The 14,810-nt window shown below is 65.0% G+C and carries 14 protein-coding genes; 11 read left to right on the top strand and 3 right to left on the bottom strand.

Annotated features, from left to right (window positions below; translation table 11 throughout):
- The first annotated feature begins 21 nt into the window (after nucleotides 1-21).
- From OKW45_RS35240 to OKW45_RS35210, 7 genes are all read left to right on the top strand, one after another.
- Nucleotides 22-825, top strand: coding sequence for an ABC transporter substrate-binding protein (locus OKW45_RS35240; protein WP_184005820.1), 804 nt, complete (start codon nucleotides 22-24; stop codon nucleotides 823-825).
- Between the two features lie 114 nt (nucleotides 826-939).
- On the top strand, nucleotides 940-1,596 hold the full coding sequence (locus tag OKW45_RS35235; protein ID WP_429473482.1) for an amino acid ABC transporter permease: 657 nt from the start codon (nucleotides 940-942) through the stop codon (nucleotides 1,594-1,596).
- 18 nt (nucleotides 1,597-1,614) lie between these two features.
- On the top strand, nucleotides 1,615-2,391 hold the full coding sequence (locus OKW45_RS35230; protein ID WP_429473481.1) for an amino acid ABC transporter ATP-binding protein: 777 nt from the start codon (nucleotides 1,615-1,617) through the stop codon (nucleotides 2,389-2,391).
- Complete coding sequence (locus OKW45_RS35225; RefSeq protein ID WP_429473480.1) at nucleotides 2,388-2,699, top strand: (2Fe-2S)-binding protein; 312 nt, start codon at nucleotides 2,388-2,390, stop codon at nucleotides 2,697-2,699. Before OKW45_RS35230 ends, OKW45_RS35225 begins: the two co-directional genes overlap by 4 nt.
- Complete coding sequence (locus OKW45_RS35220; protein WP_429473479.1) at nucleotides 2,678-4,054, top strand: FAD/NAD(P)-dependent oxidoreductase; 1,377 nt, start codon at nucleotides 2,678-2,680, stop codon at nucleotides 4,052-4,054. The genes OKW45_RS35225 and OKW45_RS35220 overlap by 22 nt, the downstream gene beginning before the upstream one ends.
- Complete coding sequence (locus OKW45_RS35215; protein WP_429473478.1) at nucleotides 4,051-5,223, top strand: NAD(P)/FAD-dependent oxidoreductase; 1,173 nt, start codon at nucleotides 4,051-4,053, stop codon at nucleotides 5,221-5,223. The genes OKW45_RS35220 and OKW45_RS35215 overlap by 4 nt, the downstream gene beginning before the upstream one ends.
- Before the next feature lie 11 nt (nucleotides 5,224-5,234).
- Nucleotides 5,235-5,633, top strand: coding sequence for a helix-turn-helix domain-containing protein (locus OKW45_RS35210; RefSeq protein WP_429473477.1), 399 nt, complete (start codon nucleotides 5,235-5,237; stop codon nucleotides 5,631-5,633).
- A 91-nt stretch (nucleotides 5,634-5,724) separates the two neighbouring features.
- Here the strand turns inward: OKW45_RS35210 and OKW45_RS35205 are convergent, their stop codons facing one another.
- The 3 genes from OKW45_RS35205 to OKW45_RS35195 form a co-directional block, all read right to left on the bottom strand.
- Nucleotides 5,725-6,228, bottom strand: a complete 504-nt coding sequence (locus OKW45_RS35205) for an Lrp/AsnC family transcriptional regulator (RefSeq protein WP_018422359.1) — start codon at nucleotides 6,226-6,228, stop codon at nucleotides 5,725-5,727.
- 88 nt (nucleotides 6,229-6,316) lie between these two features.
- Nucleotides 6,317-7,717, bottom strand: a complete 1,401-nt coding sequence (locus tag OKW45_RS35200) for an aspartate aminotransferase family protein (protein WP_429473476.1) — start codon at nucleotides 7,715-7,717, stop codon at nucleotides 6,317-6,319.
- Between the two features lie 258 nt (nucleotides 7,718-7,975).
- Nucleotides 7,976-8,866: a GNAT family N-acetyltransferase gene (locus OKW45_RS35195; protein WP_429473475.1), complete on the bottom strand. Its 891-nt coding sequence runs from the start codon at nucleotides 8,864-8,866 to the stop codon at nucleotides 7,976-7,978.
- Between the two features lie 315 nt (nucleotides 8,867-9,181).
- Between OKW45_RS35195 and OKW45_RS35190 the strand changes: the two genes are divergently transcribed.
- The 4 genes from OKW45_RS35190 (at nucleotide 9,182) to OKW45_RS35175 (ending at nucleotide 14,792) form a co-directional block, all read left to right on the top strand.
- The gene (locus OKW45_RS35190; RefSeq protein ID WP_429473474.1) at nucleotides 9,182-10,762 is read left to right on the top strand and encodes an ABC transporter substrate-binding protein; all 1,581 of its coding nucleotides are present in this window, start codon (nucleotides 9,182-9,184) and stop codon (nucleotides 10,760-10,762) included.
- Nucleotides 10,763-10,894: 132 nt separating this feature from the next.
- Entirely contained in the window at nucleotides 10,895-11,848 is a 954-nt protein-coding gene (locus OKW45_RS35185; protein ID WP_026226132.1) for an ABC transporter permease, read from the top strand.
- The gene (locus tag OKW45_RS35180) at nucleotides 11,845-12,837 is read left to right on the top strand and encodes an ABC transporter permease (protein ID WP_429448251.1); all 993 of its coding nucleotides are present in this window, start codon (nucleotides 11,845-11,847) and stop codon (nucleotides 12,835-12,837) included. The genes OKW45_RS35185 and OKW45_RS35180 overlap by 4 nt, the downstream gene beginning before the upstream one ends.
- Nucleotides 12,837-14,792, top strand: a complete 1,956-nt coding sequence (locus OKW45_RS35175; protein ID WP_429473473.1) for an ABC transporter ATP-binding protein — start codon at nucleotides 12,837-12,839, stop codon at nucleotides 14,790-14,792. Before OKW45_RS35180 ends, OKW45_RS35175 begins: the two co-directional genes overlap by 1 nt.
- Nucleotides 14,793-14,810 lie beyond the last annotated feature (18 nt).

Below are 14,810 nucleotides of genomic sequence, written 5' to 3'. Positions count from 1 at the left end.
CTATTCCCAGAGGAAATCCCCATGTTGCGTTTCATGTTCCAGCCTGCAGCCGCCGTCCGCTTCAACACTGTGCAGCGCTTTGCCGCCGGCGCGGGCCTCGCGATGACGATGATGTTCGGCGCCGCCCACGCTGCCGAAACGGCGACGCTCACCGCGGGCTCGCCGCCGTCGAGCGCGCCGACCACGTTCATGAACGTGAAGACGCAGCAGATCGAAGGCCTGATGCCGGATGTCGTCAAGGAGATCGGCAAGCGCGAAAACTTTAACGTCTCGTACGACGCGGTGCCGTTCTCGGCGCTGATCCAGTCGGTGGTATCGGGCAAGATCGACATCATCGTTGCCGGCATGACGCCGACGCCGAAGCGCGCCGAAGTGGTCGATTTCTCGCAGCCGGTGACGGCGTTTGGCGAAGGCATCATCGTGAAGGACACGAACAAGGCGGTCTATCACTCGGTGCAGGACCTGAAGGGCATGACGATCGGGGCGCCGACCGGTACCGACTACGGCGATCAGTTGAAGAAACTCGGCATCTTCACCGAAGTGAAGATGTATGACAGCCCCGCCGACATGACGCGCGATGTCGCGCTTGGCCGCATCGTCGCGGGCTTCAACGACTATCCGATCCTGAAGGCCCAGGAAGCAGCGGGCGCGATGGCGGGGACGCGGGTCGACGACGCGTATGTGCCGATGGAAAAGTTCGACATCGCGATCGCGGTGAAGAAGGGCAATAGCGCGCTGATGGCGAAGATCAACGACGCGCTGACGAAGATGAAGGCCGACGGCACGCTCGACGCGATCCTCAAAAAGTGGCACCTCGTGAGCTGATTGGCTTCGCGTGAAAAGAGCCGTGCCCGCGGCGACGCGGGACTCGTCCTGCCAGGTCCGTCGCGCAGCGGCGCGGCGGACTGAACGAATACGAAGAGCAATGGAAGGCACGACATGCACTGGCAAGATATAGCCGACTTTGTACCGATTTTGCTGCAAGGCGCGGTGATGAGCATCGTCATCACGCTGGGTTGTCTGGTGTTGAGCACCGTGCTCGGCCTGACCTGGGCATTGTTGAAGATGTCGCGCTATCCCCTCGTCGTACGCGGGGTGAGCACGATGATCAACGTCGTGCGCGGCCTGCCGATGATCGTGCTGCTGTTCTACATTTACTTCGTGCTGCCGGAAATCCACATCCAGGTGTCGGCGCTGCAGGCCAGCATCATTGGGCTTGGTTTCGGTTACTCGACTTACGTCGCGGAAATTTTCCGGGCGGGTATCGAGGCGGTCGATCCGGGCCAGTATGAAGCCGCGCAGTCGATCGGCATGGGCCTTGTGAAGACGATGATACGGGTGATCCTGCCGCAGGCGATCAAGGTCGCGCTGCCGCCGTACAGCAACACGCTCGTGATGATGCTGAAGGATTCATCGCTCGCGTCGACCATCACGGTCGCCGAAATGACGCGCGAAGGCCAACTGATCGCGTCGTCGACGTTTCAGAATCTGACGGTATATACGCTCGTCGCGCTCGGCTATCTCGCGATGAGCTTGCCGCTGATGAGCATGACCCGCACGCTTGAACGACGTTTCGGTCGGCACAGGGCGAGATAAGTGCGAAGTGAGGATGCGATGATCGAAATCACGAATGTGCACAAGAGTTTTGGCACCGTACCCGTTCTCAAGGGCATTTCGCTCAACGTCCACCAGGGCGAAGTGGTCTGCCTGATCGGTGCGTCGGGCTCGGGAAAGTCCACCCTGCTGCGCTGCATTAACGCGCTGGAGTCGTACGACGAAGGCGAAATTCGTCTGCTCGGCGAGCGCGTCGAACAGCGCGCGCGTAACATCAACCAGTTGCGCACCCAGGTCGGCATGGTGTTTCAGCGCTTCAACCTGTTCCCGCACCGTACGGCGCTCGAGAACGTGATGGAAGGGCCGGTGCACGTCAAGCGCCTCGCGCGCGCGGACGCGCAACGCGAAGCGTCTGAACTGCTCGACAAGGTGGGGCTCGGCCACAAGCTGCACGCCTATCCCCATCAGCTTTCGGGCGGGCAGCAGCAACGGGTGGCGATTGCGCGCTCGCTCGCGATGAAGCCGAAGGCGATCCTGTTCGACGAGCCGACCTCGGCGCTCGATCCAGAACTGGTCGGCGAAGTGCTCGGCGTGATGCGCACCCTCGCACGGGAAGGCATGACGATGCTGGTGGTCACCCACGAAATGGGCTTTGCGCGTGAAGTGGCAGACCGGGTGTGTTTTCTGCACGCGGGACTCATCATCGAGGAGGGCACGGCGCAGCAGGTGCTGGGCTCGCCGCGCGAGGCGCGCACCCGCGAGTTCCTGCGCCACGTGCTGACCAATCGCAGCGACGCTCACGTCGCGCCCGACGATATGGCAGGAGCCGCGGCATGAACGGCAGATTCGTACGCGTAGGCGAGACGGTTCGCGCCAAAGTCGAACTGACGATCAACGGCGAGCCGGTCGAAGCACTGGCCGGCGACACGCTGCTCACTGCGATGCTGTGCTCGGTGCGGCATGTGCGGCAGTCCGAGTTCGGCGCGGAACAGCGCGCGGGCTTTTGCCTGATGGGCGCGTGTCAGGACTGCTGGGTATGGACCGCGGACGGCGGGCGGCTGCGCGCCTGCACCACGGTGGTCGAAGCAGGCATGCGCGTCGTCACGACGCAACCGGAGGCGCAATGGCCGAACCTCGCATCGTAATCGTCGGCGCGGGGCCTGCAGGGGTGCGCTGCGCGGAAACGCTGCTGGCGGCCGGCATCCGCCCGATCGTCGTCGACGAAGGCAGGCGCGATGGCGGCCAGATCTACCGGCGTCAGCCCGATGGCTTCACGCGGCCGTATTCGAAGCTGTACGGCACGGAAGCCGCGCGCGCGGAGAACCTCCATCGAACTTTCGAGCGACTGCGCCCGCAGATCGATTACCGTCCGCAGACGCTGGCGTGGAACGTCGCGCAAGGCAAGCTGCATATCGTGCATGAAGGACACGCGAGCGCGTTGGGCTATGACGCGCTGATCCTGTGCCCCGGCGCGACCGACCGGTTGATGCCGGTCAAAGGCTGGCAGTTCGCCGGTACCTACAGCCTCGGTGCCGCGCAGATCGCGCTGAAGTCGCAGGCCTGCGCGATTGGCCGTCAGGTCGTTTTCATGGGTACCGGCCCATTGCTGTATCTGGTCGCGAACCAGTATGTGCAGGCGGGCGCCAGGGTAGCGGCAGTACTCGACACGTCGAAGACCGGTGCGCGCTTGCGCGCGCTGCCCAAATTGCTGGCGCGCGTCGACGTATTGCGCAAGGGCCGCGCGCTCGTGACCGCGTTGAAGCGCTCAGGCGTGCGGGTGGAAAACGGCATCGAGCCGCTCGAAATTCTCGGCACTCCGGACGACGGCGTGCTTGGCGTACGCTTTCGCGATGCGCGCGGCAACGTCGCGCAGGTCGAATGCGACGCGGTCGGTCTCGGCTATCACCTGCGGCCGGAAACCCAGCTTGCCGATCTGGCGCGCTGTGCGTTCCGTTTCGACGCGATCACGCGGCAATGGGTGCCGCAGATCGACGAACTCGGTCGCAGTAGCGAAAAGGGCGTCTATATCGCGGGCGATGGCGCGCGCGTGCTCGGCGCGGACGGCGCCGAGATCGCCGGACGGCTCGCGGCCCACGCTGCGCTGAGCGATCTCGGGCGGCCAGTTGCGGCGACCACGCTCGACGCGTTGACGCGTGAACTGCGCAAAATGGATCGCTTCCGACTCGGTCTCGTGGAGGCGTTTGCATGGCCTGCCGCGCAGGCGGCGCGTCTGTCCGACGATACGATCGTTTGCCGGTGCGAAGGCATCACCGCGGGCGAACTGCGCCGCGTGGTGCGCGATGAAGGCGCGCAGGAAGCGAACCGTGCCAAGGCCTTTAGCCGTGTCGGTATGGGGCGCTGTCAGGGACGTTACTGCGGCCATGCGGGTGCGGAGGTGATCGCGGCGGCGGCGAACGTGCCGCTCGAGCAGGTTGGCAGACTTCGTGGACAGGCACCGGTAAAGCCGCTGGCCATCGCAACCGTGGAGGATACCGAGTGAACCGTGCACAAGCCGATGTTCTGATCGTGGGCGGCGGGTTCATGGGTGCGTCCGCCGCATTTTTTCTGAGGCAGCGGGGCCGCTCGGTGATCCTGCTAGAGCGCCAGCTCGTCGGGCAGCAGGCGAGCGGCACCAACTTCGGTAACGTGCGCCGTCAAGGGCGCTTTCTGCCGCAGTTGCCGCTGGCGAACCGTTCGCGCGAAATCTGGGGGCGTCTGCCGGAATTGATCCAGCACGACGCCGAGTTTCTGATGTCGGGCCATGTCCGCGTCTGTTATCGCGAAGAGCAGGCCGACCAGTTCGAAACCTATGCGAAGGAGGCCGCGCACTACGGTCTCAAGCTCGACCTGTTGCGCGGCGACGCGCTGCGCGCGCGGTTTCCGTTTCTCGGTGCGGAGGTGCTGGCGGGCTCCTATTCGCAGATGGACGGGCACGCGAATCCGCGCCTCGCGGCGCCCGCGTTCGCCCGCGCCGCGGCTCGGCTCGGTGCGCAGATCGTCGAAAACTGCGATGTCGTGACGGTGGAAAAAGAGGGCGCCGAGTTTCGCGCCACGAGCGCCGACGGCCGCACGTTTCATGCGCCCGTGCTGCTGATCACGGCGGGTGCGTGGGGCAACCTGCTGTCGAAGCAATTTGGCGAAGCGGTGCCGATCGCCGTCAACGGTCCACAGATGGCCGTTACCGAACCCGTGCCGTATGCGATCCAGCCGGTGGTCGGCGTGTCGTCGCCGCAGATCGAAGAGGTGGTGTATTTCCGCCAGGTCGCGCGCGGCAATATCGTGATCGGCGGCTGCGCGCGTGCGCCAGCGTATCTCGACGAGCGTCGCGCGAAGGTTCTCCCGACAAGCACGTTGCTGCAGTTCAGACAGATGCAGCGGGTCGCGCCGATGCTGCGCAAGCTGAGCATCATCCGGGTGTGGAGCGGCGTGGAGGGCTATATGCCCGATGACAAGCCGATCATGGGCGCAAGCGGGACGACCAGCGGCCTGTTCTATGCATTCGGTTTTTGCGGCCACGGTTTTCAGCTTGGTCCGGGCGTGGGCGACACGATGGCCGAACTAATCGACACCGGCGCCACCAGCACGCCGCTCGAGCCGTTCGACATCCGCCGCTTCGCGACCAGTCGGGAGACAGCACCGACAGTGCCGCCCACGTCGCGCGTTGCGTGAGCGGAGCGTCGATGCTGAGCCTGAGCCCAACCTCATCATCCGCGCCTGAGCTTGCGGGCGCGAGCCGTCATCCGACGCGCGCGCCGAATCGCGTGAGCCGTGCCGTGCAGCGTGCGCTCGACTTCATCGATGCCTGTTTCGCCGAGCCAATCAGCCTGTCCGAAATGGCGGCCGTCGCGCAGTTGAGCATTTCGAGGTTTGCGGTGCGCTTCAGCGCGGAGATTGGCGTGTCGCCGCAGCAATATGTGCGGCTAGTGCGCGTACGGCATGCGCAGCGCCTGTTGCGACGAGGCTTGCCGCCGTCGATCGTCGCGACCGAGGTGGGCTTCTTCGATCAAAGCCATCTATGCCGGCACTTCAAACGCGTGCTTGGCAGAACGCCGGGGGAATGGCTGAGCGCGAACGGTTGACTGCACTTCGGCAGGCCACCGGCGTCGCGCCGGTAGCCTCGAATGCATTCAACCAATCCGGCCGGCGCGCGCAGCCGAAACCATCACCGCTTCATTGATGCTGCTGCGAGAAGAGCGTTTCCAGCGGGAATTCGGATTTCACGAATGGCGTCTTGATGATGACGTAGCTGAAATACTTCTCGATGCCGATATCGCGCTCCAGCAGCCCTTCGATCACGCTCTGATAATGATTGACGCTGCGCGTGACGAACTTCAGCAGGTAATCGTAGCCTCCGCTCGCCAGATGGCATTCAATGATCTCGTCCACAGGACGGATCGCCGCCTCGAACTTGGCGAAGTCTTCACGACGATGGTCGGCGAGCGTGACTTCGGTGAACACGATCTGCACGTCACCGAGTTTCTGCAGTTGGATATGTGCGCCGTAGCCAACGATATAGCCGGCCTTTTCAAGCCTTTTTACGCGAATCAGACAGGGGCTCGGCGAGAGCCCCACGGCGTCCGCAAGCTCGACGTTCGTGATACGGCCTTTCTTCTGGAGTTGCGAAAGAATACGCAGGTCGATCCGGTCCAGCTTCGTGTCGCCGCTTGTCGTCATGTATCGGTCTGCCCGTCGAAGGTTCTGCTTTTCGCTTCGTTGCGCTTCGCCTTGGTCAAGCAACGCGCAGGCCGATGTTATCACGCGCTCAGGCGGCCGCGCGGCTCGCGCCGCGCAATGCGGCACGCACCTCCGCCTGGTCGAGCACGTCGTCGAGCGTGCGCCGCAGACGGCCGAACAGTTGTTCGAACTCGGCCTCGCCGAAGCACAGCGCGGGCGCGAAACCGAGAATGCTGTCGCCGAATGCGCGGAACACGAGGCGGTTGCGGTAGGCTGCCGCCGTGATCCGGTCCGGCAGCTTCAGCGACGGATCGAAGCGTGCCCGCGAGTTCTTGTCCGCGACCAGTTCGAGCGCGCCGAGCAGCCCGCGATGACGCGAGTCACCCACCAGCGGATGATCGAGCAGCGCGTCGAGCCCGGCGGCAAAGCGCGGTGCCTGCGCGATACCGTTCGCGAGCAGACCGCCCTCCTGATAGAGACGCAGTACTTCGAGCCCGATGGCGGCGCTTACCGGATGCGCGGAGTAGGTTTGACCGTGACCGACGACCGCGGTATCGCGCGCATCGCCTGCAATGCCCTGGTAGATTTCGTCGGACATCAGCACCGCGCCCATCGGCGCATAACCGGAGGTCAGCCCCTTCGCCACCGTCATCAGATCCGGCTCGACCTGTTCGGCCTCGCACGCGAAGAGCGGGCCGGTACGACCGAAGCCCGTGATGACCTCGTCGGCGACGAACAGGATGTCGAGGCGGCGGCACGCGTCGCGCATCGCCTTCAACCAGCCGACCGGTGGCACGATCACGCCGCCCGAACCCTGGATCGGCTCGCAGAAGAACGCGGCGACGTTCTCCGCCCCGAGTGACGCGACTTTCGCTTCGAGCGCGGCGACGGATGCGGCGATCAGCGCTTGCGCGTCGCTGCCTTGCGGCTGACGGTACGCATACGGCGACGGCAGATGGTGCTGGTGCGGCAGCGGCAGGTCGAAGTTGCGGTGGAACGCGGGCAGCGCAGTGAGCCCCGCGCCGACCGACGACGATCCGTGATAGCCACGTTCGAGCGCGATCATCTGCTTTTTCGCCGGGCGCCCCGTTGCATTGAAGTAATGCGTGATGAAGCGTATCGCGGAGTCGATCGCATCGGAGCCGCCGAGCGTGAAATAGACGTGCTGCAGCGAAGCGGGCGCAAGCGACACCAGTTTTTCGGCCAGTTCGATCGCGGGTTCCGACGAGAAGTGGAAGTAGGTGGTCGCGTAGGGCAGCTTCGTCATCTGGCGCGTCGCCGCTTCGACGATGCTCTGCTGGCCGTAGCCCACGTTCACGCACCACAGGCCCGCAAATGCGTCGAGCAGCTCGTTGCCGTCGATATCGCGCAGATACGCGCCCTGGCCGGATTCGAGCACGGTGGTGCCGCGCGCTTCGTGCGCGCGATAGTTGATGACCGGGTGAATCAGATGCTTGCGGTCGGCGTCGATCAGCGATGAGTTTGACATGATGGTGGTTCCCCGCACGTGGCGATCAGGTAAGAGTCACCCCTCGATAGTAGCGACAGCCGTATGCGTGCCGTTCAGCCAAAAAAAAGCCTAAAGAGCGTCCGCGCAGCGTTTTTCACCCGCAGACAGCATTTTCTGCTGGGCGTGCTTAATAGCAGGGCGAACCCCAACGCTGCCGTGCATGAGCGACCGTGTTTGCGTGTGGAAGAGAGATGCGCCGCGGTGCAGCGGGTTCAGGTTCAGTGTGCTTCACCTGGCTCAGGTGAGCGACTGCGCGATCACCGCATACTGATGCAGCCCCGGGTCGGCGCGGCTCGACTCGCCATCGGCTGGCGCGGATGCAAGCCGGCGCATCTTCACGACCGTCTCCGAGCGTGCGAGACCGAGACCGGTTAGCCACTCGCGCAGGCCGTGTCCGTGCGGCACGTCGATGCGCACCAGCGCGCCTTCGTTCAGCGCGAGCCAATGGCTGATCAGCGCCTTGGCCCGCACGGCGTCGGGAAACGCGCTGGCGACGACGGGGCCGATCACGAAGCCGCGTCCGAAGCGGCGGAACAGCGAGAAGCCGAGTAGTTCGCCGTCGCGATCGAGCGCGATACCGTCGGCCAGATCGAGCAGCGGCGGCAGTACGTGGCTGCGGTCAAGACCGCTAGCGCGTGATTCGAGCGCGACGAGTTGCTGCGTGTCGCTCGCCCCGAGCGGGCGCAGCCGCTCGTTGGCGGGCAGCGCAACGAGCGGCGGCCGGAACGCCGCACCCTGCATCTGGTCGAGCGCGCCGCAGCGCTCGAAGCCGAGCGCGTCGCACAACGGCTGGCCAGCCTCGGTCGCATAGAGCGTGATGTCACGCTTGCCAAGCTCGTCGAGCGCGTGCGCGAGCAACGTGCGGCCGATACCCACGCCGCGATGCTCCGGCGCGACGATCAGCATGCCCAGCGTCGCCTGATCCGCGCCGAACTTCCAGCAGACCACGGTGCCGACCAGCGCGCCCGCCGTCTCGGCGACGAAGCCGATCCCGGTGCGCGCCGAGAACCGCCAATCTTCACGGCGATGCGGCCAGCCGATCGCGGAGGACAGGCGTTGAGCGGCAGGGATGTCGTCGGCTGTCAGGCGTCTGTAGGTGAAACGTGCGTGAGGCGTTGGATCGGACACGGGGCGCTCCGTGAATAGTCGGCCGTGCCGCGACTGTTGCACGTTGCCCGGTCATTGACTAGTACGAACTTCTCATCGTGGGGGGCCGTCCCGTCCAGAACATCAGGGTCAACGCCAGGAGCGGCAAATCATGCTGTTTTGACCACTCAAAACCATGTTTTCGAATGGTCGAATCCACCGATACGCGATCAACGCCATTTTTTGCAGTGCTTAAATCGATTCATGCAATGCCGCCGCGCCGCGACCAGCACGCGGAGCGCCGTCGAACACCAATGCTGGATACCCCGCGTTCAATCACGAGTGAGGAGCAGTTGCATGTACGACGACCCAATCAAAACGGGCGGCTTCAGCCGCCGTGACATGATGCGTTTGCTGGCCGCCGGCGGCATCCTTGCCACCGGCGCGGGAGGTCTGCTGGCGGGGGCTCGCCCGGCATTCGCGGCACCCACGCCGAAGAAAGGCGGCAAGATCCGGGTGGCCTACGACGCATCCTCGACCGCGGATACGCTCGACCCGGCCAAGGGTTCGGCAGGCTCCGATTACATCCGCTTCTTCATGTTCTATAGCAGCCTGACGCAGCTCGATTCGTCGCTGACGCCGAGGATGAATCTCGCCGAATCGATCGACACCGGCGACGCGAAAGTGTGGGTGATCAAACTGCGCAAAGGCGTCACGTTCCACGACGGCAAGCCACTCGCGCCCGCCGATGTCGTCTACTCGCTGATGCGTCACAAGAATCCGGCAACGGCGTCGAAGGTGAAGACGCTGGCCGAACAGTTCGTGGAGGCGAAGCAGACCGGTCCCAACGAAGTCACGCTGACGCTCGCGTCCGCCAACGCCGACCTGCCCGTGATTCTTGCCACGCCGCAATTCGTGATCATCAAGGACGGCACGACGGACTTCACGACGGCCGTCGGCACCGGCCCGTACAAGCTGAAGACGTTCAAGCCCGGCGTTTCGACCGTCGGCATCCGTAACGACAGTTTCTGGAAGACCGGCGGCGGCCCCTACCTCGACCAGATCGAGCTGATCGGTATCGGCGATAACGCGGCACGGGTGAATGCGCTGCTGTCCGGCGACGTTCACCTGATCAATTCCGTCGATCCGCGCGCGACGCAGCGCATTGCCGCGACGCCGGGCTACGAGGTGCGCGAGACCAAGTCGGGCCTCTATACCGATCTGATCATGCGCCGCGACAACCCACTGACGGGCAACCCCGATTTCGTGCAGGGCATGAAGTATCTGTTCGACCGTGATCAGATCCGCTCGGCGGTGTTTCGCGGTTATGCGGTGATCGGCAACGATCAACCGATTCCGCCCGGACACCGCTACTTCGATGCGTCGCTGCCGCAGCGTCCCCACGACCCGGACAAGGCGAAGTTCCACTTCCAGAAAGCCGGAGCAATCGGTACGACGCTGCCGCCGATCTACGCGACCACCGATGCGAACGGCTCGATCGAGATGGGTGTGCTGCTGCAGCAGTCCGCCGCGAAGATCGGCGTGAACCTGGACATCAACCGCGTGCCGGCGGATGGTTACTGGTCGACGCACTGGATGAAGCATCCGCTCGGGTTCGGCAACGTCAATCCGCGCTCGAGCGCCGATGTGCTGTTCACGCAGTTCTTCAAGTCGGACGCCCCGTGGAACGAGTCGGGCTGGAACAACCCGAAGTTCGACCGGTTGCTGGCCGCGGCCCGCTCGGAAACCGACGATGCGAAACGCAAGCAGATGTACGGCGACATGCAGGTGCTGGTATCGGAGCAGGGCGGCATTGGCATCCCGACCTTCCTGAGCCTGCTCGATGCGAACGACAAGCACTTGCAAGGGCTTCAGCCCGTGCCTACCGGCGCGATGATGGGCTTCAACTTCGCCGAGTACGTGTGGTGGAACGCGTGACCCGCTGAAGCGCCCGGGCGCGGCGGGTGGCCCCCGCCGCGCCGCTCGCGGCAGGTAGCCGCAGCGCACCCGAGCGGCACGGCTCATGTGTGACTCGCCGTGTCGCGCAGCCTAACCGAGGAGCTCATGCCCATGAACGGGAATATCGCCCAGTTGATCGGCCGGCGCGTCGCCGTCACTGCGCTGACGCTGCTGATCGTCTCGATCATCATCTTCGTGATCACCAACCTGTTGCCTGGCGATGCCGCGCAGGCCGCACTCGGCCAGTCGGCGACGGCGGATACGGTCGCGGCGCTGCGGCTGCAGTTCGGCCTCGACCAGCCGGCATACCTGCGGTACTTCCATTGGCTCGTCGGCCTGCTGCACGCGAACTTTGGCGTGTCGCTGTCGAGCAATCTGCCGGTGTCCGAGATGATCGAAGGGCGCCTGCCGAAGTCGCTGACCCTCGCGGCGATCACCACCGGGGTGTCGGTGCCGATCGCAGTGTCGGCGGGCATTCTTGCGGCAGTCAAGCGCGACTCGCTGATCGATCGGATCGTGAGCCTCGGTACGCTGTCGCTGGTCGCCACGCCCGAGTTCCTGATCGCGACGCTGGCGGTGCTGGTGCTGGCCGTCAAGCTGCACTGGCTGTCAGCGCTGTCGTACAGCGGTGAGATCGAGAGCCTGCACGACTTTCTGCGCGCGTATGCGATGCCGGTCGTCACGCTGTGCGCGGTCGTGATCGCGCAGATGGCCCGCATGACACGCGCCGCGGTGATCGAGCAACTCAGTTCTTCGTATGTGGAAATGGCGATGCTCAAGGGCGCGAGCCCCGCCCGCGTGGTACTGCGCCACGCACTGCCGAACGCGATCGGCCCGATCGCCAATGCAATCGCGCTGAGCCTGTCTTATCTGCTTGGCGGCGTGATCGTCGTCGAGACCATCTTCAACTACCCGGGCCTCGCCAGCCTGATGGTCGACGCGGTCAGCAACCGCGACTTTCCGCTCGTACAGGCCTGCACGCTGCTGTTCTGCCTCGGCTATCTGCTGCTCGTGCTGCTAGCCGACCTGTGCGCCATCATCTCGAACCCGAGGCTGCGGACATGACGATTCTTCGACCTTCTTCCGATGCGCCTCACCGGCTCGGTGCGCTCGAACCGGTGCAACGCAGCAGCATGATGCCGCAGGGCGCCGATCCCGCGCGGTCCTGGGGCGGCGGCGGAGGCCCGGCGCCTCGACCGGTGCGCCGTCGCAGCCTCGCGCAACGCATGAACCTGTCGACCGGCGGCTGGATCGGCCTGGCGATGGTCAGTTGCGCGTTGTTCGTCGCGGCATTCGCACCGTGGATCGCGCCGCATTCGGTCGGCGCGATCCTCACGCCCGACGTATTCGCGGGCTTCAGCGCGAAGCTGCCGCTCGGCTCCGACTACCTGGGTCGCGACATGTTGACCCGCATCATCTACGGGATGCGCCTGACGGTCGTGCTCGCGCTGGCGGCGGCGCTGCTCGCGGCGCTCACGGGGACCATGCTGGGACTGCTCGCGGCCGTGGCCGGCCGCCGTATCGACGAAACCATGAGCCGGCTGCTCGATGCGGTGACGTCGATCCCGTCGAAGATGTTCGCGCTGATGATCGTCGCCGCGTTCGGCTCGTCACTGCCGTTGCTGATCGTGACCGCGGCGATCAGCTACATGCCGGGCTCGTACCGGATCGCCCGATCGCTGGCGGTCAATATCGGCACGCTCGAATACGTGCAGGTCGCGCGGGCGCGCGGCGAAAGCGCGCTCTACATCGCGTGCTTCGAGATGCTGCCGAACATGATTCATCCGATACTCGCCGACACCGGACTGCGCTTCACTTTCGTCGTGCTGCTATTGAGCAGCCTGAGCTTTCTCGGTCTCGGCGTGCAGCCGCCGTATGCCGATCTCGGTTCGCTGGTACGCGAGAATATCGCCGGCCTCGGTGAAGGCGTGCCGGTCGTGATCCTGCCCGCGATCGCAATCGCGATCCTCACGGTCGGCGTGAACCTGCTGATCGACGGACTGCCGCATCATGGCCGCCGCAAGGGCATGCCTGATGCCGACGGAGGTCACTGATGAAGGCACCCTTTTTCAGACGTGCTCAGGCGGCCTTTGAGGCCATCTCGAGGACTGCGCCGTTACCCCCGTCGAATCTGGTCGAGGTACGGGGCCTGCGCGTGGTGGGAAGCCGGCCCGGCGAGCCGGATACGACGATCGTGCATGACATCGACTTCGAGATTGCGCGCGGCGAGGTGCTCGCATTGATCGGCGAATCGGGCTCGGGCAAGACCACGATCGCACTGTCGCTGATGGGCCACGCTCGCAGCGGCTGCCGCATCGCGGGCGGCGCGATCCGGGTGGGCGACACCGACGTGCTCGGGCTCTCGCCGAAAGCGCTCGCGGGATTGCGTGGCCGCAAGGTTGCCTACATCGCACAAAGCGCGGCCGCTGCGTTCAACCCGGCGCGAGCCATCATGGACCAGGTGATCGAAAGCGCGCTGATTCACGCCACGCTCAGCAAGCGCGCCGCGCGGGCCAAAGCGGTCGAACTGTTCCGCGCGCTCGCGTTGCCGGACCCGGAGACGATCGGCCGGCGCTACCCGCACCAGGTGTCGGGCGGCCAGTTGCAGCGGCTGATGGCGGCGATGGCGCTGATCACTGACCCCGAACTCGTGATCCTCGATGAACCGACCACGGCGCTCGACGTCACCACGCAGATCGACGTGCTGCAAGCGTTTCGCAGCGTGATCCGCCAATGCGGAATGACGGCCGTCTACGTATCGCACGATCTGGCGGTGGTCGCGCAGATGGCGGATCGCATCGTCGTGCTAAGCAATGGCGAAATCCGCGAAACAGGCCGCACTGAACAGATTCTGCATGCGCCGGCGCACCCGTACACGCAAAGCCTGATTGCTGCCGTGACGCCCGTCGTCCCGGCCGCCTCCTCCTCGGCGGCCTCCGACGCAGCCCAGCCGAACACGCCGCTGCTCGAACTGCGCGGTCTGACGGCCGGCTACGGCCGCACCGACGCGAAGGGCTGGCCGCACAAGGTCATTCTGCGCGACGTGGACCTCGTGATCGATCGTGGTCAGACGGTAGGCGTGATCGGCGAATCCGGTTCGGGCAAGACGACGCTCGCGAAGGTGATCGCCGGGCTCGTGCCGATGGCGCGCGGCAATCTGCTGCTCGACGGTGAGCCGCTCGCCGCCAACCTCAGCCGCCGCAGCCGCGAACAGTTTCGCTGTATCCAGATCGTGTTCCAGAACGCCGACACCGCGCTGAATCCGACGCACACCGTCGAGCGCACGCTGGCGCGTCCGCTGAAGTTCTATCACGGCATGAAGGGCGAGGCCGCGCGTCGCCGCGTCGCCGAACTGCTCGGCCTGGTGCGCCTGCCTGCCGAACTGGCGCAGCGGCGTACCGGAGAGCTGTCGGGCGGGCAGAAACAGCGCGTGAATCTCGCGCGGGCGCTGGCCGCCGAACCCAAGTTGATCCTGTGCGACGAAGTCACGTCCGCGCTCGATACGGTGGTCGGCGCTGCCATTCTCGAGCTGCTGCGCGATCTGCAAAAGAAGCTCGGCGTGTCATATCTGTTCATCACGCACGACATCGCCAAGGTGCGTGCGATCAGCAACGACATCGTCGTGCTGTACGCGGGGCACCGCGTCGAGACGGGCAACCGCGACGCGTTGTCGGCGCCGCCATATCACCCGTATTCGCATCTGCTCGTGTCGTCGGCGCCCGAGCTTCGCGCCGGCTGGCTCGAAGAAGCGGGCGAGCGTTGTCATCAGACGTTGCCGCCGATCGGTGAGTCGACTCATGAACCGGAGCTGTGCACATTTCTCGCGCGATGCCCGATGCGCATCGACGGTGTCTGCAATCGCACGTCGCCGAGCGTGCGCACGCTCGCGAGCGGCGCGCAGGTGCTGTGCCATCGCAGCGAAGCGGAACTGGAGCGATACCAGAGCGGGCCGCCCGACGGTGCTGCTGCGGCGAGCGTGCTCGCGCAGTCTGGCACGGTGCGGGTCTGATGCCGCTACGAAAACGGA

The sequence above is a fragment of the Paraburkholderia lebeckiae genome (genome assembly GCF_050436225.1).
GTDB classification, from domain to species: Bacteria; Pseudomonadota; Gammaproteobacteria; order Burkholderiales; family Burkholderiaceae; genus Paraburkholderia; species Paraburkholderia tuberum.
The sequence above is the reverse complement of the archived record's forward strand: the minus strand, read 5'-3'. Positions and strand labels throughout refer to the sequence as shown.

What these genes read in the sequence shown, in the direction of transcription:
- OKW45_RS35240 (WP_184005820.1), top strand. Translation starts at nt 22, where the DNA reads ATGTTGCGTTTCATGTTCCAGCCTGCAGCCGCCGTCCGCTTCAACACT.
- OKW45_RS35235 (WP_429473482.1), top strand. Translation starts at nt 940, where the DNA reads ATGCACTGGCAAGATATAGCCGACTTTGTACCGATTTTGCTGCAAGGC.
- OKW45_RS35230 (WP_429473481.1), top strand. Translation starts at nt 1,615, where the DNA reads ATGATCGAAATCACGAATGTGCACAAGAGTTTTGGCACCGTACCCGTT.
- OKW45_RS35225 (WP_429473480.1), top strand. Translation starts at nt 2,388, where the DNA reads ATGAACGGCAGATTCGTACGCGTAGGCGAGACGGTTCGCGCCAAAGTC.
- OKW45_RS35220 (WP_429473479.1), top strand. Translation starts at nt 2,678, where the DNA reads ATGGCCGAACCTCGCATCGTAATCGTCGGCGCGGGGCCTGCAGGGGTG.
- OKW45_RS35210 (WP_429473477.1), top strand. Translation starts at nt 5,235, where the DNA reads ATGCTGAGCCTGAGCCCAACCTCATCATCCGCGCCTGAGCTTGCGGGC.
- OKW45_RS35205 (WP_018422359.1), bottom strand. Translation starts at nt 6,228, where the DNA reads ATGACGACAAGCGGCGACACGAAGCTGGACCGGATCGACCTGCGTATT.
- OKW45_RS35200 (WP_429473476.1), bottom strand. Translation starts at nt 7,717, where the DNA reads ATGTCAAACTCATCGCTGATCGACGCCGACCGCAAGCATCTGATTCAC.
- OKW45_RS35190 (WP_429473474.1), top strand. Translation starts at nt 9,182, where the DNA reads ATGTACGACGACCCAATCAAAACGGGCGGCTTCAGCCGCCGTGACATG.
- OKW45_RS35185 (WP_026226132.1), top strand. Translation starts at nt 10,895, where the DNA reads ATGAACGGGAATATCGCCCAGTTGATCGGCCGGCGCGTCGCCGTCACT.
- OKW45_RS35180 (WP_429448251.1), top strand. Translation starts at nt 11,845, where the DNA reads ATGACGATTCTTCGACCTTCTTCCGATGCGCCTCACCGGCTCGGTGCG.
- OKW45_RS35175 (WP_429473473.1), top strand. Translation starts at nt 12,837, where the DNA reads ATGAAGGCACCCTTTTTCAGACGTGCTCAGGCGGCCTTTGAGGCCATC.